This is a genomic window from Escherichia sp. WS338, assembly GCF_046486405.1.
Taxonomy (GTDB): Bacteria; Pseudomonadota; Gammaproteobacteria; order Enterobacterales; family Enterobacteriaceae; genus Escherichia; species Escherichia coli.
In genome coordinates this window covers 127583-147595 of sequence record NZ_JBJQLL010000007.1, presented here as the reverse complement: position 1 = coordinate 147595, position 20013 = coordinate 127583, and the positions used below count along the sequence as shown (strand labels likewise).

The following is a 20013-nucleotide window of genomic DNA, read 5'->3' as shown; positions in this document are numbered from 1 at the left end:
GGCAATGAATATTCCACAGCTCACCGCCCTGTGTCTGCGTTATCAGGGAGTCTTGCTGGATGCCAGCGAAGAGGTGGTTCATGTTGCGGTGGTCGATGCCCCTTCGCATGAGCTACTGGACGCATTGCATTTCGCTACCACCAAACGTATTGAGATCACCTGCTGGACGCGCCAACAAATGGAAGGTCACGCCAGTCGCACCCAACAGACATTGCCCGTAGCTATTCATGAGAAGCATCAGCCCAAAGCAGAGTTGCTGACTCGAACGTTACAATCTGCGCTGGAACAACGCGCGTCTGATATTCATATCGAACCAGCGGACAATGCCTACCGCATCCGCTTGCGTATCGACGGTGTATTGCATCCTTTACCGGATGTTTTACCGGATGCCGGAGTCGCATTAACCGCCAGATTAAAAGTGCTGGGCAACCTGGATATTGCGGAACATCGCCTGCCGCAGGACGGGCAATTCACTGTCGAACTGGCAGGAAACGCCGTCTCATTTCGTATTGCGACCTTACCATGCCGGGGTGGTGAAAAGGTGGTATTAAGGTTGTTACAGCAGGTGAGCCAGGCACTGGATGTCAACACGCTAGGGATGCAGCCGTTACAACTGGCGGACTTTGCTCATGCCTTGCAACAACCACAGGGACTGGTGCTGGTAACTGGCCCTACAGGCAGCGGCAAAACGGTCACGCTTTATAGTGCCCTGCAAACGCTGAATACCGCTGACATTAATATTTGTAGCGTCGAAGATCCGGTTGAGATCCCCATAGCCGGACTAAACCAGACGCAAATCCATCCGCGTGCCGGTCTTACCTTTCAGGGCGTTTTGCGTGCGTTATTGCGCCAGGACCCTGACGTCATCATGATCGGAGAGATCCGCGATGGCGAAACAGCAGAGATCGCTATTAAAGCGGCGCAAACCGGTCACCTGGTGTTGTCTACCCTACACACCAATTCCACCACTGAAACACTGGTACGTTTACAGCAAATGGGAGTCGCCCGCTGGATGCTCTCATCGGCGCTTACGCTGGTAATAGCCCAGCGTCTGGTACGCAAACTTTGCCCACATTGCCGCCTGCAGCAAGGGGAGCCCATCCATATTCCAGACAATGTATGGCCGTCGCCGCTGCCCCGCTGGCAAGCACCCGGTTGTGTACATTGCTACCACGGTTTTTATGGTCGCACGGCCTTATTTGAAGTTCTGCCCATAACACCGTTCATACGTCAGCTTATTTCCGCTAATACCGACGTTGAATCGCTGGAAACGCACGCCCGACAGGCGGGTATGCGAACGCTTTTTGAAAACGGCTGCCTGGCCGTGGAGCAAGGCTTAACCACCTTTGAAGAGTTAATCCGCGTATTGGGAATGCCGCATGGCGAGTAAGCAACTCTGGCGCTGGCGTGGCATAACCGGCGGCGGCAATGCGCAAGATGGGATGCTATGGGCAGAGAGCCGTGCTTTGCTGCTCATAGCACTACAGCAACAGATGGTTACCCCACTTAGCCTGAAGCGAATCGCCATCAATTCTGCGCAGTGGCGAGGAGATAAAAGCGCGGAAGTCATTCATCAACTGGCGACGCTACTCAAAGCCGGGTTAACGCTTTCTGAAGGGCTGGCACTGCTGGCGGAACAGCATCCCAGTAAGCAATGGCAAGCGTTGCTGCAATCGCTGGCGCACGATCTCGAACAGGGCATTGCTTTTTCCAATGTCTTATTACCCTGGTCAGAGGTATTTCCGCCGCTCTATCAGGCAATGATCCGCACGGGGGAATTGACTGGTAAGTTAGATGAATGTTGCTTTGAACTTGCTCGACAGCAAAAAGCCCAACGTCAGTTAGCCGATAAAGTGAAATCAGCGTTGCGTTATCCCATCATCATTTTAGCGATGGCAATCATGGTGGTTGTGGCAATGCTGCATTTTGTGCTGCCGGAGTTTGCTGCTATTTATAAGACCTTCAACACCCCACTACCGGTACTAACGCAGGGGATCATGACGCTGGCAGACTTTAGTGGCGAATGGGGCTGGCTGCTGGTGTTGTTCGGCTTTCTGCTGGCGATAGCCAATAAGTTGCTGATGCGCCGCCCGACCTGGCTCATCGTGAGGCAAAAATTACTGTTACGCATCCCAATTATGGGTTCACTGATGCGAGGACAAAAACTCACGCAGATCTTTACGATTCTGGCGCTGACACAAAGTGCAGGCATTACTTTTTTACAGGGCGTAGAGAGCGTCAGAGCAACAATGCGCTGTCCGTATTGGGAGCAACTTCTGACACAAATCCAGCACGATATCAGTAACGGTCATCCCATCTGGCTGGCGCTAAAAAATGCCGGTGAGTTTAGCCCGCTCTGTTTGCAATTAGTGAGAACAGGAGAGGCATCCGGTTCGCTGGATCTCATGTTAGACAACCTCGCCCGTCATCATCGGGATAACACCATGGCGCTGGCGGATAACCTTGCAGCCTTGCTCGAACCGGTGTTGCTGGTCATAACGGGAGGAATTATCGGTACGCTAGTGGTGGCAATGTATTTGCCAATTTTCCATTTAGGCGATGCGATGAGTGGGATGGGATAACGCTGGCGTGTTACTCCACGCCAGCATTGGGAGATTACAGATTGTTGAAGATGCGGTTTTCTTGTTCCTGTACACGGATAAACGTAGTGCGCTTGGTCAGCTCTTTCAGGCGTGAAGCCCCAACGTATGTACAAGCTGAACGCAGGCCGCCCAAAATATCACGCGCGGTATTTTCAACCGGGCCTCGCAGCGGCAGCTTAACGGTTTTACCTTCTGCTGCGCGATATTCCGCAACGCCGCCAACGTGACGTTTCATCGCAGACTCGGAGCTCATGCCGTAGAACAGCATAAATTTCTCGCCGTTCTCCTCAACGATGCGACCGCCGCTCTCTTCGTGGCCCGCCAGCATGCCGCCAAGCATGACGAAATCGGCACCGCCGCCAAAGGCTTTCGCGACATCGCCCGGCGTGGTGCAGCCACCGTCGCTGACGATCATTCCGCCCAGACCATGCGCAGCATCGGCACATTCGATCACCGCAGAAAGTTGCGGATAACCGACGCCTGTTTTGACGCGAGTTGTACAAACAGAACCTGGGCCAATGCCAACTTTAACGATATCAGCACCGGAGAGGATAAGCTCCTCACACATTTCACCAGTCACTACGTTGCCAGCACAAATGGTTTTGGTCGGCCACGCTTCACGCGCTTTCGCAACGAACTGCACGAAGTGTTCAGAATAACCATTCGCCACGTCAATACAAACGAAGTTTAATGCCGGGTTCAGGTCGAGAATCTGTTTAGTTTTTTCGAAATCCGCATCAGACGTACCGGTAGAAACCATCACATGTTTCAGCACATCAGCGGAAGAATTGTTGATAAACGCTTGCCACTCTTCGACAGAATAGTGTTTATGCACAGCAGTCAGAATATCAAAAGAAGCCAGCGCAGAGGCCATAGAAAATGTGCCTACGGTGTCCATATTTGCGGCAATAATCGGCACGCCGGACCAGCTCTGACCTGAATGTTTAAAGGTGAATTGACGTTCCAGTTCAACATCGGAACGGCTTTTAAGAGTGGAGCGTTTAGGGCGGATGAGAACGTCTTTAAAACCTAACTTCAGATCTTCTTCAATACGCATGTGCGGATTCCTGGGGTTAATGGCTATAAGGGTAAGAGCGCAACTCCAGTGACGCTATCATACGCACTAATCAATGCGGCGCAAGACTGCGAAATTGTCTTTTTTTACGCTACAATCCCATAAATTTACCTGGTAAATAGTGAGCGAACGTTTCATCAATTTCGCTTTCGTGCGCTCATTTTTAACGTTTTGATAATCATGATGAATTCCCGGGAATATAAATTATGAGGTATATAGTTGCCTTAACGGGAGGCATTGGCAGTGGCAAGAGTACCGTTGCCAATGCGTTTGCTGATCTCGGAATTAACGTCATTGATGCCGATATTATTGCGCGTCAGGTGGTTGAACCAGGTGCACCTGCGCTACATGCCATTGCTGATCACTTTGGCGCTAACATGATTGCTGCTGATGGAACATTGCAGCGCCGGGCCTTGCGCGAGCGGATTTTCGCCAACCCGGAAGAGAAAAACTGGCTTAACGCCCTGCTGCATCCGCTGATTCAGCAAGAGACGCAACACCAGATCCAGCAAGCATCTTCCCCCTATGTACTTTGGGTTGTGCCATTGCTGGTAGAAAACTCATTGTATAAAAAAGCGAATCGAGTGCTGGTGGTGGATGTCAGCCCAGAAACGCAACTTAAACGCACCATGCAGCGCGATGATGTCACTCGCGAGCATGTTGAACAAATTCTTGCTGCTCAGGCAACGCGCGAAGCCCGCCTTGCCGTGGCAGATGACGTCATTGATAATAACGGCGCACCGGATGCTATCGCATCGGATGTTGCCCGCCTGCACGCACACTATTTGCAGCTTGCGTCGCAGTTTGTCTCACAGGAAAAACCGTAATGCAGACCCAGGTCCTTTTTGAACATCCACTAAATGAAAAAATGCGTACATGGCTGCGCATTGAGTTTTTAATTCAACAACTCACCGTAAATTTGCCCGTCGTTGACTACGCTGGCGCTCTGCATTTCTTCCGCAATGTCAGTGAATTGCTGGATGTTTTCGAGCGCGGCGAAGTCCGCACTGAGTTGTTGAAAGAACTTGACCGGCAGCAACGTAAACTCCAGACCTGGATTGGCGTGCCTGGCGTGGACCAGAGCCGTATTGAAGCATTAATTCAGCAGTTAAAAGCGGCGGGGAGCGTATTAATTTCCGCGCCCCGTATCGGGCAATTTCTGCGTGAAGATCGTTTGATTGCCCTGGTGCGTCAGCGACTGAGCATCCCCGGCGGCTGTTGTAGCTTTGATTTACCTACATTGCACATTTGGCTGCATCTACCCCAGGCGCAGCGCGACAGCCAGGTAGAAACCTGGATTGCCAGCCTGAACCCGCTCACCCAGGCACTTACCATGGTGCTGGATTTAATTCGCCAGTCGGCCCCCTTCCGTAAACAAACCAGCCTGAATGGTTTTTATCAGGATAACGGTGGCGATGCCGACTTGCTGCGCCTGAATCTGTCACTCGATTCACAGCTTTATCCGCAAATTTCCGGTCATAAGAGCCGTTTTGCCATTCGTTTTATGCCGCTGGACAGTGAAAACGGACAGGTACCGGAACGTCTGGATTTCGAACTGGCCTGTTGCTAAGGAGTAAAAATGTCAGAAACTATTACGGTGAATTGCCCAACCTGCGGGAAAACGGTGGTGTGGGGTGAAATCAGCCCGTTTCGGCCATTTTGCTCCAAACGTTGTCAGCTGATCGACCTCGGAGAATGGGCTGCTGAAGAAAAACGAATCCCCAGCAGTGGCGATCTTTCCGAAAGCGATGACTGGAGCGAAGAGCCAAAGCAGTGACATTTTATCTGATGCGACGCTGGCCTGATAAGACGCGGGCAGCGTCGCATCAGGCATCGTGTGCAAATGTCGGATGCGGCGGGAACGCCTTATCCGACCTACAAGACCTTACATATCAACATGTTAAAATTGTAGATACTGATAAGACGCGCCAGCGTCGCATCGGGCATCTTGTGCAAATGTTGGATGCGGCATAAACGCCTATCCGACATACACACGCTTAAGCTTCGCAAGTACCGGTTCATTGGCTGGCGGAAAATCATCGGCATTCAGACCGACCAGCGACATCCACTCACCGGGTTGCCCTTCTTTACCCCACGGCTCCCCTTCCCAGCTTTCGACCAGCCAGAACCACAGTGTTATATGCCTGTCCGGGAATTCATATTCCAGTATTTCAAATAGCGAAAAATGTTGTGGGGTAATCCCGACTTCTTCCTGAAGTTCACGCACCACCGCCTGTTCCGGCGTTTCACCCATTTCAATTTTACCGCCGGGAAACTCCAGTTTATTCGCCATGTGCGCATCTGCGGCGCGACGCGTTATAAAGATTTTATTGTTCTCGTTGCGAATAATACCTACCGCAATTTGCAGCTTTTTCATTGTCTTAAACCTATAAAAAAGGCGCAGAATCCTGCGCCTTTTACTTCAATTGTTAGCTTTTATTGCAGGCGACCATGGCACTGCTTGTATTTTTTACCAGAACCGCACGGGCAAGGATCATTACGTCCAACTTTGCGTTCACCGGTTTGTGCCGCCAGTGCAGCTGCGGCTGCAGAGTCGTCATCCTGATGGCTAAGCTGCTGCATTTGCGCTAAACGCTCGGCTTCCATACGACGCTGTTGTTCCAGCTCTTCAACCTCTTCAGGCATACGTACCTGGACTTTGCTCAGCGTGCTGATGACTTCATATTTCAGCGACTCCAGCATCGCTGCAAACATGGAGAACGATTCACGTTTGTATTCCTGCTTCGGATCTTTCTGTGCATAGCCACGCAGGTGGATACCTTGACGCAGATAATCCATCGCCGCCAGGTGCTCTTTCCACAGGGAGTCAAGCGTTTGCAGCATGACGCCTTTCTCGAAGTGACGCATCATCTCAGCGCCAACCACTTCTTCTTTACGCTGATACACTTCGATGGACTGCGCCAGAATACGCTCACGCAGCGTCTCTTCATGCAGTTCTGGCTCTTTGTCCAGCCACTCGGCAATCGGCAAATCGAGGTCGAAATCGTTCTTCAGACGTTCCTGCAGCCCCGGAATATCCCACATTTCTTCCAGCGACTGTGGCGGAATGTAGGCATCAATGGTCGCTTTGAACACATCTTCACGAATGCTGTTGATGGTTTCACTCACATCGCTGACATCCAGCAGTTCGTTACGCTGGGAGTAAATGGCGCGACGCTGATCGTTAGCCACGTCATCATATTCCAGCAGTTGCTTACGAATGTCGAAGTTACGGCTTTCAACTTTACGCTGGGCGTTGGCAATCGCTTTGGTCACCCACGGGTGCTCGATGGCTTCGCCTGGTTTCATACCCAGTTTACGCATCATGCCGGAAACACGGTCAGAAGCAAAAATACGCATCAGCGCATCTTCCATCGACAGGTAGAAACGTGAAGAACCGGCATCCCCCTGGCGCCCAGAACGACCGCGTAGCTGGTTATCGATACGACGAGATTCGTGACGTTCTGTACCGATGATATGCAGACCACCTGCAGCCAGTACCGCATCGTGACGCACCTGCCAGTCGGCTTTGATTTTTTCAATTTGCTCTGCGGTCGGATTTTCCAGCGCGGCAACTTCTGCCTGCCAGCTACCACCGAGCACAATATCTGTACCACGACCCGCCATGTTAGTCGCGATAGTCACCGCCGCCGGATAACCCGCTTGTGCAACAATCGCTGCTTCGTTAGCGTGGAATTTGGCGTTCAGAACGTTGTGTTTGATACCGGCTTTGGTCAGCTCGTTTGACACCAATTCCGATTTTTCGATGGAGATAGTACCCACCAGCACTGGCTGGCCCTTCGCAGTACGCTCTTTGATATCTTCGATGATCGCCTGGATTTTTTCTGCTTCAGTCATATAGACCAGATCTGGCAGATCTTTACGAATCATCGGACGGTTGGTTGGAACAACAACGGTATCCAGTTTGTAGATTGAGCTAAATTCGAAAGCTTCGGTATCAGCAGTACCGGTCATGCCCGCCAGTTTTTCATACAAACGGAAGTAGTTCTGGAAGGTGATCGACGCCAGCGTCTGGTTTTCGTTCTGGATCTGTACTCCTTCTTTCGCTTCCACTGCCTGATGCAGGCCATCGGACCAACGACGTCCCTGCATGGTACGACCGGTGTGTTCGTCAACGATGATAACTTCACCATCTTTAACGATGTAGTCGACGTCTCGGGTAAACAGCGCATGAGCGCGCAGCGCCGCCGTTACGTGGTGCATCAGCATGATGTTGGCCGGAGAGTACAGAGACTCCCCTTCATCCATGATGCCTTCTTTCACCAGCAGTTCTTCAATCAGCACCAGACCACGTTCGGTCAGGTTCACCTGGCGAGATTTTTCGTCCACCGAGAAGTGGCCTTCGCCCTGGAAGGTTTCGGAGTCTTCTTTTTCCTGACGGATCAGGTGCGGAATAATTTTATTCACGCGTTTATACATTTCCGAGCTGTCTTCTGCCGGGCCGGAAATGATCAGCGGTGTACGCGCTTCATCGATCAGGATGGAGTCCACTTCGTCCACCAGCGCATAGTGCAGTTTACGCTGTACACGTTCTTCAGGGCTGAACGCCATGTTATCGCGCAGGTAGTCAAAGCCGTATTCGTTGTTCGTACCGTAAGTGATGTCAGCTGCGTAAGCTTCGCGCTTTGCCGGTGCTGGCATGCCCGGCAGGTTGATGCCGACTGTCAGGCCGAGGAATTCAAACAACGGACGGTTGTTTTCGGCGTCACGTTGCGCCAGGTAATCGTTGACGGTAACAACGTGTACCCCCTTACCGGTTAATGCGTTCAGGTAAGCAGGCAGCGTTGCGGTCAGGGTTTTACCTTCACCGGTACGCATTTCCGCGATGCAGCGTTCGTTAAGAACCATACCGCCGAGTAACTGAACGTCGAAGTGACGCATACCAAAGACGCGCTTACTTGCCTCACGCACCACAGCGAAAGCTTCTGGGATCAGATTTTCCAGCACTTCGCCTTTTTCCAGACGTGCACGAAACTCTGCGGTTTTCCCTTTCAGTTCTTCGTCGGAGAGTTTTTCCATCTCCGGTTCCATGGCATTGATGATGTTGACGACTTTGCGCATCCGGCGCAGGGTGCGATCGTTACGACTACCGAAAACTTTAGTTAATAATTTGATTAGCATAATAAAATCTCAAACGCCCCGCGTTGCGGAGTCAATAAAATGAAGTAAAGGTTTATTGTTGTTAGCTGAGGCGTTGAGGGCCAGCACGGATGCCTTGCGCCTGGCTTATCCAGACGGGCGTGCTGAATTTTGCTTGCGGGGTAAAATGCGCATAATCAATGCGATAACCCTTTTCAGACGGCGTGCCTTCCTGGGTCAACAGCGCGCTGAGCGTATCCAGTAATGCAAGATGTTGCGCCTGAAGAGGCAAAGATTCTTCAGCAACGGGCAGCGTTTGCGGTGCCATTGCGAAGGAAAGATGACGGATTACCGTGCGAATGGCATGTTGATGCCAGTAATCAACGGAATAGTTCGAATTCGGGCGGCGCGTGTTCGCTTCCAGCAAGGCCAATTGACCAAAGTTAACTTTGGCTGAAGGCTCGTGGTTGCGGGTTGTCGCTTTTGCGGGCGCGTTTGGTTCGGCGGCGTTGCTGAGCGCAGGCAAACCTAAACTCGCCGCGACCATCCCTAATAAGAGATGCGGCCAGAAGTAGCGTTTACCAAACTGTCGCCAGCGCGTCAGTATTCCACTCACGTTATTGCCATCCCGATCGTATTCAAACGTATTTAGCGCACAAATCTTATCATTAAAGCCTGAAGTCCACAGCACGAATGAAGATAAGTTGTGCGTAAAAATGCTTAAGAAAACAGCGTTCGCACCGTTTTTTATCGTTCTTATAAAATTCAAAAAAAAACGACTGGTTCATCTGGCCGGAGAGAGTGCCAGATTTGCCAGTCGAATTTTATACGACAGTATAAATGTCGTTATGCCAGTACGGCTGAAGGCGCTTTGAAGGCCAACGGCAGTTCTGCGTCGTCCTGGAAGGTCACATATTCCCAGGCTTCCTGTTTTGCAAGGACAGCCTGCAGCAGTTTGTTATTCAGTGCATGACCAGATTTATAAGCGGTAAATGCACCAATAATATTGTGACCACACATGAACAAGTCACCGATCGCATCGAGCATTTTGTGACGCACAAATTCGTCTTCAAAACGCAGGCCGTCTTCGTTCAGTACGCGATAATCGTCAACAACGATGGCACAATCGAAGCTGCCGCCCAGGCACAAACCACGGGACTGCAGATATTCGATATCACGCATGAAACCGAACGTACGCGCACGGCTGATCTGGCGCATAAACGCATCAGCGGAGAAGTTCATCGCATAGCGCTGGTTGCTGGAATCAATAGCCGGATGGTTAAAATCGATGGTGAAATCCAGCGAAAAACCATTGTACGGCTTAAATTCAGCCCACTTATCGCCATCTTCGACACGAACAGTCTCTTTGATGCGAACAAATTTCTTGGCGCAGTTCAACTCGTCGATACCGGCGTCAAGCAGCAGGTATACAAACGGAGCGGCGCTGCCGTCCATGATCGGGATTTCCGGCGCGTTAACTTCGATAACAATGTTATCGATGCCCAGGCCCGCGAGAGCAGCATTGAGGTGCTCTACGGTTGAAATCCGTACATCATGCTCGTTGACCAGACACGTACAGAGCATGGTATCACGCACAGATTTGGCATCGGCCGGGAAATCTACCGGTGGATTCAAGTCGGTGCGACGATAGATGACCCCGGTGTTGGCCGGCGCAGGGCGTAACGTCAGGGTGACTTTCTTGCCGGTATGTAAACCGACACCCGTCGCCTGAACGATACGTTTAAGTGTCCTTTGTTTGATCATCGTATTATCTCGCCAAATTACCTATCCAACCGAAGTGTACTATACATTCGGCGGGCCAGTTTAGCACAAAGAGCCTCGAAACCCAAATTCCAGTCAATTCTTAATCAGCTTGCTTACGCAGGAATGCTGGGATATCCAGATAATCCGGCTCTTTCGCAGTTTGCGGTGCGTTGTCATTCACGACTTTAGCAACCGGTTTCTGCTCCTGAGTCAGCGGTGCCATCCCGTGCTGCTGGTAGCGATCCATCACTGGCTGCTGAACCTGCTTATTGGTCACCAGGGTGATTTCAGGACGTTTGTCCATACCGATACCTGTCGCAACAACGGTTACGCGCAGCTCGTCATTCATATCCGGGTCAAGAGAAGTACCGATAACGACAGTTGCGTTGTCGGATGCAAATGCACGGATGGTGTTACCTACCGTTTCGAACTCATCCAGACGCAGGTCGAAGCCCGCCGTGATGTTAACCAGCACGCCGCGCGCGCCAGACAGATCGATATCTTCCAGCAGCGGAGAGGAGATAGCCATTTCAGCAGCTTCTTCCGCACGGTCTTCGCCGCTCGCCACACCAGAACCCATCATTGCGTAGCCCATTTCAGACATTACGGTACGTACGTCTGCAAAGTCCACGTTCATCAGGCCTGGACGAGTAATCAGTTCAGCGATACCTTGCACAGCACCTTTCAGTACATCGTTCGCTGCGCCAAATGCATCCAGCAGGGAGATACCGCGGCCCAAGACTTTCAGCAGTTTGTCGTTAGGGATAGTGATCAGAGAGTCCACATGCTTGGACAGTTCAGTGATCCCCTGCTCAGCGAATGCCATACGCTTCTTGCCTTCAAAGTTGAAAGGCTTAGTCACGACAGCAACGGTCAGGATCCCCAAATCTTTTGCCACTTCAGCGACAACTGGTGCTGCACCAGTACCGGTACCACCACCCATACCCGCAGCAATAAAGACCATGTCTGCACCTTCCAGCGCCGCACGCAGTGCATCGCGATCCTCATCAGCCGCATTACGGCCAACTTCTGGATTTGCGCCAGCTCCCAGTCCTTTGGTGATACCGCTACCGATTTGAATCGTCTGTCCAACCGCTGTTTTACGCAGCGCTTGTGCATCGGTATTTACCGCGAAGAATTCAACACCTTCAATGCGCTCGCGCACCATGTGTTCAACAGCATTACCGCCGCCGCCGCCGACGCCGATGACTTTAATCACCGCGTCATTGGTAAGTTCCATTGGTTCAAACATAGTTTCTCTCCGATTTGTGCCTGTCGCCTGAGGCCGTAATCATCGTCGGCCTCATAAAAATTAAAACTCTTTTCGCAGCCAACTATTGAGTCGCTTGATCCACGAGCCAACTGATGCTGTAACACGTTTTTCTACTTCAGCTTCACCGTTAAGATGTGACTCTTTCCCATAGTGAAGCAATCCCACCGCCGTCGAATAATACGGCTCCTGAGCATAATCCGTTAAACCGGTAATGTTCAGCGGCGCGCCGATACGCACTTGCGTATGAAACACGCGCTGAGCACAGGCTGCAAGACCTTCGATCTGCGCTGCGCCACCAGTTAAAACAATGCCTGCCGCCAGGTGATGTTTAACCCCTTGTTGGCGAAGCTTTTCCTGCAACTGCAATATCTCTTCGTTGACCAGGTTGAGCAGCTCGGTATAGCGCGGCTCGATCACCTCTGCCAGGGTCTGACGTTGCAGACTCCGCGGTGGACGACCGCCTACGCTCGGCACTTCCACGCTCTCATCTTTTCCAACGATGGAACCCAGCGCACAACCGTGGCGAACTTTAATCGCTTCGGCGTCGCTTGGCGGCGTGCCAAAGGCGTAAGCGATATCACTGGTCACGACATTGCCAGCATAAGGAATTACCTTAGTGTGGCGCAATGCCCCACCGGTATAAACGGCGATATCCATTGTACCACCACCGATATCGACGACGCAGACACCCAGTTCACGTTCATCTTCCGTCAATACCGAATAACTTGATGCCAGTCCGGCAAATATCAGTTGGTCAACTTTCAACCCACAACGTTCAACCGCTTTGACGATGTTTTTCGCCATATCGTTGTGACATGTGATCAGGTGCACTTTTGCCTGCATCCGCACGCCCGAAAGTCCTACCGGATTCTTGATCCCTTCCTGATAGTCAATCGCATACTCTTGCGGGATCACATGCAGCACACGATGCTCATCGCGCACACGCACCGATTTCGCGGTATGGACGACGTTTTCCACATCTTCTTGCGTCACTTCTTCTTCAGAAATAGGCACCATACCAATTTCATTCTGGCAGCTGATGTGCTTACCAGAAAGCGCCAGATATACCGAAGAGATCTGACAATCTGCCATCAATTCTGCCTGGTCAATGGCGCGTTGTACGCACTTGACCACGGATTCGAGGTCGTTCACCCCGCCTTTATCCATACCACGCGACGGGCAGCTGCCCACGCCAATGATATTGACCATACCGTCGGGCAGAACTTCCCCTACTAAAGCGGCAACCTTCGCGGTACCAATCTCCAGTCCTACTACCAGTTTTCTGTCCGTCGCCTTGATCATTGTTGTTCTGCCTGTGCCTGATTTTGTTGCTGAGTAGATTCCTCTGGCGGCAAGGGCGCCCAGCCTACTGCCGCTCCAGAGTCATAACGCAAATCAACGTAGCTAATCCGTTTGCCATCGGTTTGCGCCTGCTGCTGTAAAACCGGATAAAGTTCTACAAAGCGAGCCAAACGTTTCATCGTATCGCCCCGGCCAAGATTGAGCTTAATATCGTTATTCAGCGTCAACTGCCAGGAACGCCGCGCGGTCATCGCCGCTTCCTTCAGAGTAAATCTGTCCTTTGCCAGCATCTGCCCCATTTCGCGATAGCCCTGCAACACTTCATTGGCGCTGCCTTCCGGGCCATACAGCATTGGAAGCACCTGCTTGCTGGTGCGATCTGGCGGCACGCTGAAAGTGTTTCCTTCCGCGTCTACCATATGTTGATCATTCCACCGCGCAATCGGCACATATTCAACCAGATGAATCTTCAATTCATCAGGCCACTGCTTTCTGACGCTCACCTGCTTAATCCACGGCAGGCGTTGTTCTATTTGCGTCTGGATGATGTTGACATCCTGGGTCATAAAGGTACCTGGCTCACCCAATGCCAGGATCGACTGCCGGATATCGTCATTACGCGTGTAATGGCGTTCACCGGTCAACACCAGCTTTGAGAGCGGCAGGCGTTGCGCATCTTCCATCCAGCCCAACACGACCCAGCCGCTCACCAACACTGTCGTTAAAACGGTCAGCAGGAAAAGGATCCCCGCCAGACGCGTTCCATTATTGCGGCGAGAAGAAACCTCTTCTTCGCTGTTTCGCGTGTTCAGAGCAGCCTGCGACATATTAGTCCGCCAGTTCCAGAATTCGTACTACCAACTGCGAGAAGCTCATACCTGCCTGACGTGCCGCCATCGGCACCAAGCTGTGGCTGGTCATACCCGGTGAGGTATTGGCTTCCAGCAGATAAAACTGTCCATCGCTGTCCAGCATAACGTCAATACGTCCCCATCCTTTGCAACCTAACGTCGTCCATGCTTTCAGCACTAATGCCTGCAAATTGGCCTCTTGTGACGCTTCCAGACCTGCGGGGCAGAAATACTGTGTCTCATCAGAGAGATACTTCGCCTCATAATCATAGAAGGTTCCGGACGGTTGAATACGTATTGACGGTAAAATTTCTTCACCGAGTATCGCAACCGTGAACTCCGGCCCACTTAGCCATTTTTCAATCAATACTTCTTCATCGTGCTGAAATGCCAATCTTAATGCATCTTGTAGAGCATTTTCTGCTACTACTTTTGACATTCCCACACTGGAACCTTCGCGGCTCGGCTTAACGATAACCGGCAAACCTAAGGCAGAAATTTCTGCTAACTGCTTATCGCTCAGGCCTTTTTCAAACTCTGCGCGGGTTAATGCTACCCACGGCGCTACCGGTAAACCAGCGCCCTGCCAAAGCAATTTGCTGCGTAGTTTATCCATTGAAAGCGCAGATGCCATCACTCCGCTGCCGGTATAAGGCAAGCCCATCAGCTCGAGCATACCCTGCAGCGTGCCATCTTCACCGCCGCGACCATGTAGCGCGATAAACACTTTCTGAAAGCCCATCGACTTCAGTTGCGTCACGTCGACTTCTTTCGGGTCGACAGGATACGCGTCAATACCGCCTTCACGCAGCCCGGCTAACACCGCTGCACCAGAATTCAGAGAAACTTCCCGCTCAGCGGAGGTCCCGCCCAACAGGACCGCGATTTTATCAGTCATGTTGTTCTTCCTCCGGAGTTTGCGGCTTCAGTTTGATTTCAGCTAAAGAACGGGCAATTTTTCCGATATTACCAGCCCCCTGAACGAGAATCAGGTCGTTACCGGTTAATACCGGTGCCAGCATCTCGGCTACCTGCGCCGGGTCCGGCACCAGAATGGGATCAATTTTCCCGCGTCCACGAATTGTGCGACACAGCGAACGGCTGTCCGCTCCCGGAATTGGCGCTTCGCCAGCCGGATACACTTCCAGCATCAACAGGGTATCAACCTGCGTCAGCACATTGGCGAAATCATCATACAGGTCGCGCGTACGGGTAAAACGGTGCGGCTGAAACAGCATTACCAGGTTTTTATCCGGCCAGCCTGCACGCGCCGCTTTAATGGTGGCGTCCACTTCCGTCGGGTGGTGGCCGTAGTCATCGACCAGCATTGCCGTACCGCTCTTACCATTCACTGGCTCCAGCGGGAATTCACCGAGGAAATCAAAACGGCGACCAGTCCCCTGGAAGCTCTCCAGCGCACGCAAAATAGCCTTGTCGTCAATTCCCTCTTCCGTAGCAACCGCAACCGCAGCTGCGGCGTTCAGCGCGTTATGACGGCCTGGCGCATTCAGGGTGACGCGCATCGGCTCTTTGTCCTGGCGCAGCAGCGTAAAGTGCCCCTGCGGGCCAATCTGCTGATAATCTTCTACACGCACGTCGGCATCTTCGCTGAAGCCGTAAGTCGTAGTCTGACGCCCCACACGCGGTAACAATTCGCGGATCACCGGATCATCAACACACATCACCGCACGACCGTAAAACGGCAGGTTGTGCAGAAAATTAATAAAGGTCTGTTTTAAATTCTCAAAGTCGCCCTGGTAGGTATCCATGTGGTCGGCTTCGATATTGGTGACAATCGCCACCATCGGTTGCAAATGGAGGAACGATGCATCGCTCTCATCCGCTTCGGCAATCAGGTATCGACCATGCCCCAAACGCGCATGAACACCCGCCGCTTTTACCAGCCCGCCGTTAACGAAGGTTGGGTCGAGCCCCGCTTCTGCGTAGATGCTGGAAACCATCGCAGTGGTTGTCGTTTTGCCGTGCGTTCCGGCAATGGCGATGCCATGACGAAAACGCATTAACTCAGCCAGCATTTCCGCGCGACGAATCACCGGAATACGCGCTTCATGAGCTGCGACAATTTCCGGGTTATCGGCAGAAATCGCGCTGGAAACAACGACCACGCTGGCATCACGTACGTTTTCTGGGCGATGGTTGAAATAAATCGTCGCCCCAAGATTCATTAACTGCTGCGTGACCGGATTTGGCGCTAAATCGGAACCACTGATCTGATAACCTTCATTGGCCAGAACTTCGGCAATACCGCCCATACCGGCACCACCGATGCCGACAAAATGTATGTGCCGAACGCGACGCATTTCGGGCACGATGGAACGCAGTTTTGCCAATTGTTGTGTATTCATTCTTTACGCCATTAACTTCTTAAATTCATACGATGCAAAAGGCATCGCTACAATTACGCCCGGGCAGCCCGGCTCACTTCATTTGCCACTCGCTCGGTGGCATCCGGAATGGATGCGGCGCGGGCGCGTTCTGCCATGGTTAATAAGGTTTCTCGCGACCACCCGGCCAGGGTGTTGGCGACAGCATCCACGCTAAGCTGTGGCTGCTCGATAATTTTGGCTGCGCCCGCTTTTTCCAGCGGTAGCGCATTCCAGTATTGCTGGCGGTCTTTATGTTGAAACGGCACAAACAACGCCGGTAGTCCTGCCGCGGCGATTTCACTCACCGTTAACGCACCGGAGCGGCAAACGACGACATCCGCCCACGCATACGCCGCCGCCATATCATCAATAAATTCCGTCACTTTATGCTGCGGTTGCCCCGCTTCGGCATACGCCTGTTCAACGGATTGTTGCGAACCTTTACCGCTCTGATGCCAGATAGTGACTGAATCACCCAGTTTCGCAGCAACCTGCGGCATTGTCTGGTTAAGAATGCGTGCGCCCTGGGAACCACCCACTACCAACACACGAACCGGACCTTCACGTCCAGCCAAACGTTGCTGCGGCAACGGCAGCGCCAGCACATCGGTACGCACCGGGTTACCCACCACTTCCGCATTAGGGAAAGCGCCTGGAAACGCCTGCATCACTTTGGTGGCAATCTTCGCCAGCCATTTATTGGTTAATCCCGCAATACCGTTTTGTTCATGAAGCACAACCGGAATACCTAACGACCACGCGGCCAGACCACCTGGACCTGATACGTAGCCGCCCATACCGAGCACCACGTCAGGTTTGTACGCTTTCATAATCGCCCGCGCCTGACGCCAGGCGTTGAAGATACGCAGCGGGGCAGCTATCAGTGCTTTTATACCTTTTCCACGCAGACCAGAGATACGAATGAAATCAATTTCGATGCCATGTTTTGGCACTAAGTCCGCTTCCATACGGTCGGCAGTCCCCAGCCAGCGAACTTGCCAACCCTGAGCCATTAGATGGTGCGCAACCGCCAGTCCCGGGAATACATGTCCACCGGTTCCGCCTGCCATCACCATTAATCGCTTTCCTTGACCACTCATCGTGAACCTCGTACAAACGCCTGCGCTTTCTCCAGACGCGTTTCATAATCAATACGCAACAGCATCATGATGGCTGTCGACATAATCAATAAGCTCGAACCACCGTAACTGATCAGCGGCAATGTCAGACCTTTGGTCGGTAACATCCCCGCCGCCGCGCCTACGTTAACCAGCGCCTGGAAACTAAACCAGATACCAATAGAACAGGCGAGAAAACCGGAAAAACGGTGGTCAATTTCTAATGCTTTGCGGCCAATCGACATCGCGCGAAAAGCGACGAAGAATACCATTAAAAGTGCCAGCACCACACCGACATACCCCAGTTCTTCGCCGATAATGGCGAAAATAAAGTCAGTGTGCGCTTCCGGCAGATACTCCAGTTTTTGTACCGAGTTACCTAAACCTTGTCCCCACAGTTCACCGCGACCAAACGCCATCAACGATTGCGTTAACTGATAGCCGCTGCCAAAGGGATCTTCCCACGGATTCCAGAATGCGGTAACACGGCGGATACGGTACGGTTCGGCGAGGATCAGCAACACAACCGCTGAAATGCCCATACCGATAATGGCAATGAACTGCCACAATTTCGCTCCCGCCAGGAACAACATCGCCAGCGTAGTCACAAACAACACCACCACCGTACCAAGGTCTGGCTGTGCCAGCAGTAACACTGCCAACACCAGAATTACGCCCATCGGTTTCAGAAAGCCGCGCAGGTTATTACGTACTTCGTCGCCTTTACGCACCAGATAGTTGGCGATATAGCAAAACAGCGACAGTTTTGTCAGCTCCGCAGGCTGAATACGCAGCAAACCGAGATCGATCCAACGCGATGCCCCTTTAACCGAGCTACCCACTACCAGAACGATCATCAGCAGGATGATAGATCCGAGCAGCATCGTGGCACTGTAGCGTTGCCAGAACTCCATCGGCAGACGCAGCGTAATGATCGCCAGAATGAATGCCAGGATCAGATAGACGCCATCACGCTTCGCGAAGAAGAACGGATCGTTGGTTAAGCGTTGCCCTATGGGCATTGACGCCGAGGTCACCATGATAAAGCCAATCGCCGCGAGGCCGAAGGTCAGCCACAGTAAGGTGCGATCGTACATGATCAGGCTGTCGGTATCTTTTTCCCGCGAGCCCATCACCCAGCCCTTTAGCGCCGTGGAGATCCAGACCAGAATACTGAATCCTGGCAGGCGCGGCATTTTCAGGCGAGGGAGAGATAAACGCATCAACCTAACTCCTTCGCCAGACGGGCAAACTCATTGCCTCGTTGTTCAAAGTTCTTGAACTGATCAAGGCTGGCACAGGCCGGGGAGAGCAGAACCATATCGCCCGGCTGAACACGCGGAGCCAGCAAGCGCATCGCCTGTTCCATGGTTTCGGTTTGTTCTGCCACTTCCGGGCGTAGCGCCGCCAGCTGCGCGCCGTCCCGACCGAAACAATACAGACGTACGTTATCGCCATTCAGGTAACGCGCCAGTGGGCTAAAATCTGCCGATTTACCATCGCCGCCCAGCAACAAATGCAGCGTGCCGTCTACGTGCAGGCCATTCAGTGCCGCTTCCGTACTGCCGACGTTGGTCGCTTTTGAATCGTTAATCCAGCGCACACCGTTATGCTCCAGCACAACTTCAAAGCGATGCGGCAGACCAGTGAATGTGGTTAATGCTTTCAGGCTGCTGGCTCGCGGCAAACCAGCGGCATCTGCCAGTGCCAGAGCTGCCAGTGCATTGGTGTAGTTATGCTGCCCGGAAAGTTTCATTTCTTTCACGTTCAGCACTTTCTCGCCTTTCACCCGCAGCCAGGTTTCACCCTGCTGATGATTCAGGTGATAGTCACCCATGTTGACGCCAAAGCTGACGCAGCGTTCATCCGCACCGCGAATCGGCATTGTTAAGGCATCATCAGCATTAACCACGCAAATTTTTGCGTTTTCGTAAATGCGCAGTTTTGCTGCACGATACTGTTGTAAACCAAACGGATAGCGATCCATATGATCTTCAGTCACGTTCAGAATGGTCGCTGCTACCGCCTGTAAACTGGAGGTGGTTTCAAGCTGGAAGCTCGACAGCTCCAGCACGTACAGTTCGCACTCATCATCCAGCAGCATCAACGCAGGCAGGCCAATATTGCCACCCACACCAACGTTAACCCCCGCCGCTTTCGCCATTTCACCCACTAGCGTGGTGACCGTGCTTTTGCCGTTAGAACCGGTGATCGCCACAATCGGTGCTTGTGCTTCACGACAGAACAGCTCGATATCGCCAACGATTTCGATTCCGGCATCAGCGGCAGCGCTTAAGGATGGATGCGCCAGTGCAATACCGGGACTGGCGACAATCAGATCGGCCGCCATCAGCCATTCATCATTCAGACCGCCCGTGTGGCGTTCTACAGCTTCGGGTAATTTATCCAGGCCAGGCGGTGTCATACGCGTATCCATAACGCGCGGCGTCACACCGCGAGCGAGGAAAAAGTCCACGCAAGAAAGCCCGGTGAGGCCCAGGCCGATAATGACGACATTTTTACCCTGGTAATCAGCCATG

The 20013-nt window shown here is 52.4% G+C and carries 19 protein-coding genes; 5 read left to right on the top strand and 14 right to left on the bottom strand.

The window, feature by feature from the left end:
• Window positions 1-4 precede the first annotated feature (4 nt).
• Both gspE and hofC read left to right on the top strand, forming a co-directional pair.
• On the top strand, window positions 5-1390 hold the full coding sequence (gene gspE, locus ACJHWT_RS08775) for a type II secretion system protein GspE (RefSeq protein ID WP_001025165.1): 1386 nt from the start codon (window positions 5-7) through the stop codon (window positions 1388-1390).
• A complete protein-coding gene (gene hofC / locus ACJHWT_RS08770; RefSeq protein ID WP_410232325.1) occupies window positions 1380-2582 on the top strand; it encodes a protein transport protein HofC in 1203 nt (400 codons plus the stop codon). Before gspE ends, hofC begins: the two co-directional genes overlap by 11 nt.
• 34 nt (window positions 2583-2616) lie before the next feature.
• Here the strand turns inward: hofC and guaC are convergent, their stop codons facing one another.
• Both guaC and ACJHWT_RS08760 read right to left on the bottom strand, forming a co-directional pair.
• Window positions 2617-3660 (bottom strand): GMP reductase, encoded by a 1044-nt coding sequence (gene guaC / locus ACJHWT_RS08765; RefSeq protein WP_001217338.1) that lies wholly within the window; start codon window positions 3658-3660, stop codon window positions 2617-2619.
• A gap of 155 nt (window positions 3661-3815) precedes the next feature.
• Window positions 3816-3860, bottom strand: a complete 45-nt coding sequence (locus tag ACJHWT_RS08760) for a protein YacM (RefSeq protein WP_120795372.1) — start codon at window positions 3858-3860, stop codon at window positions 3816-3818.
• A 24-nt stretch (window positions 3861-3884) separates the two neighbouring features.
• Between ACJHWT_RS08760 and coaE the strand changes: the two genes are divergently transcribed.
• Genes coaE through yacG form a run of 3 tightly spaced genes read left to right on the top strand, consistent with a single transcriptional unit; the run spans window position 3885 to window position 5455 of the window.
• Window positions 3885-4505 (top strand): dephospho-CoA kinase, encoded by a 621-nt coding sequence (coaE, locus tag ACJHWT_RS08755; RefSeq protein ID WP_001269512.1) that lies wholly within the window; start codon window positions 3885-3887, stop codon window positions 4503-4505.
• A complete protein-coding gene (gene zapD, locus ACJHWT_RS08750; RefSeq protein WP_001194743.1) occupies window positions 4505-5248 on the top strand; it encodes a cell division protein ZapD in 744 nt (247 codons plus the stop codon). The genes coaE and zapD overlap by 1 nt, the downstream gene beginning before the upstream one ends.
• A 9-nt stretch (window positions 5249-5257) precedes the next feature.
• Window positions 5258-5455: a DNA gyrase inhibitor YacG gene (gene yacG / locus ACJHWT_RS08745; protein WP_000005042.1), complete on the top strand. Its 198-nt coding sequence runs from the start codon at window positions 5258-5260 to the stop codon at window positions 5453-5455.
• Window positions 5456-5656: 201 nt separating this feature from the next.
• Here yacG and mutT read toward each other — a convergent pair whose 3' ends face one another.
• The 12 genes from mutT to murD all read right to left on the bottom strand — a co-directional run bounded on the left by mutT (window position 5657) and on the right by murD (window position 20012).
• Window positions 5657-6055, bottom strand: coding sequence for an 8-oxo-dGTP diphosphatase MutT (gene mutT, locus ACJHWT_RS08740; RefSeq protein WP_000736051.1), 399 nt, complete (start codon window positions 6053-6055; stop codon window positions 5657-5659).
• A 59-nt stretch (window positions 6056-6114) separates the two neighbouring features.
• The gene (secA, locus tag ACJHWT_RS08735) at window positions 6115-8820 is read right to left on the bottom strand and encodes a preprotein translocase subunit SecA (RefSeq protein ID WP_000905780.1); all 2706 of its coding nucleotides are present in this window, start codon (window positions 8818-8820) and stop codon (window positions 6115-6117) included.
• 61 nt (window positions 8821-8881) lie between these two features.
• A complete protein-coding gene (gene secM / locus ACJHWT_RS08730) occupies window positions 8882-9394 on the bottom strand; it encodes a secA translation cis-regulator SecM (protein WP_000014320.1) in 513 nt (170 codons plus the stop codon).
• Window positions 9395-9624: 230 nt separating this feature from the next.
• The gene (lpxC, locus tag ACJHWT_RS08725; protein ID WP_000595482.1) at window positions 9625-10542 is read right to left on the bottom strand and encodes a UDP-3-O-acyl-N-acetylglucosamine deacetylase; all 918 of its coding nucleotides are present in this window, start codon (window positions 10540-10542) and stop codon (window positions 9625-9627) included.
• A gap of 100 nt (window positions 10543-10642) precedes the next feature.
• Window positions 10643-11794 carry a cell division protein FtsZ gene (gene ftsZ / locus ACJHWT_RS08720; protein ID WP_000462776.1) on the bottom strand — a complete coding sequence of 384 codons (1152 nt, stop codon included), beginning with the start codon at window positions 11792-11794 and terminating at the stop codon, window positions 10643-10645.
• Window positions 11795-11854: 60 nt separating this feature from the next.
• On the bottom strand, window positions 11855-13117 hold the full coding sequence (ftsA, locus tag ACJHWT_RS08715; RefSeq protein WP_000588474.1) for a cell division protein FtsA: 1263 nt from the start codon (window positions 13115-13117) through the stop codon (window positions 11855-11857).
• Window positions 13114-13944 carry a cell division protein FtsQ gene (ftsQ, locus tag ACJHWT_RS08710; protein ID WP_000075744.1) on the bottom strand — a complete coding sequence of 277 codons (831 nt, stop codon included), beginning with the start codon at window positions 13942-13944 and terminating at the stop codon, window positions 13114-13116. Before ftsQ ends, ftsA begins: the two co-directional genes overlap by 4 nt.
• Before the next feature lies 1 nt (window position 13945).
• Entirely contained in the window at window positions 13946-14866 is a 921-nt protein-coding gene (ddlB, locus tag ACJHWT_RS08705) for a D-alanine--D-alanine ligase (RefSeq protein ID WP_000130056.1), read from the bottom strand.
• Window positions 14859-16334 carry a UDP-N-acetylmuramate--L-alanine ligase gene (murC, locus tag ACJHWT_RS08700; protein WP_001096053.1) on the bottom strand — a complete coding sequence of 492 codons (1476 nt, stop codon included), beginning with the start codon at window positions 16332-16334 and terminating at the stop codon, window positions 14859-14861. The genes ddlB and murC overlap by 8 nt, the downstream gene beginning before the upstream one ends.
• A 53-nt stretch (window positions 16335-16387) precedes the next feature.
• On the bottom strand, window positions 16388-17455 hold the full coding sequence (gene murG, locus ACJHWT_RS08695; RefSeq protein WP_000016559.1) for an undecaprenyldiphospho-muramoylpentapeptide beta-N-acetylglucosaminyltransferase: 1068 nt from the start codon (window positions 17453-17455) through the stop codon (window positions 16388-16390).
• Window positions 17452-18696 carry a cell division protein FtsW gene (ftsW, locus tag ACJHWT_RS08690; protein WP_001295532.1) on the bottom strand — a complete coding sequence of 415 codons (1245 nt, stop codon included), beginning with the start codon at window positions 18694-18696 and terminating at the stop codon, window positions 17452-17454. Before ftsW ends, murG begins: the two co-directional genes overlap by 4 nt.
• Window positions 18696-20012 (bottom strand): UDP-N-acetylmuramoyl-L-alanine--D-glutamate ligase, encoded by a 1317-nt coding sequence (gene murD / locus ACJHWT_RS08685; protein WP_000796455.1) that lies wholly within the window; start codon window positions 20010-20012, stop codon window positions 18696-18698. The genes ftsW and murD overlap by 1 nt, the downstream gene beginning before the upstream one ends.
• Between the last annotated feature and the right edge of the window lies 1 nt (window position 20013).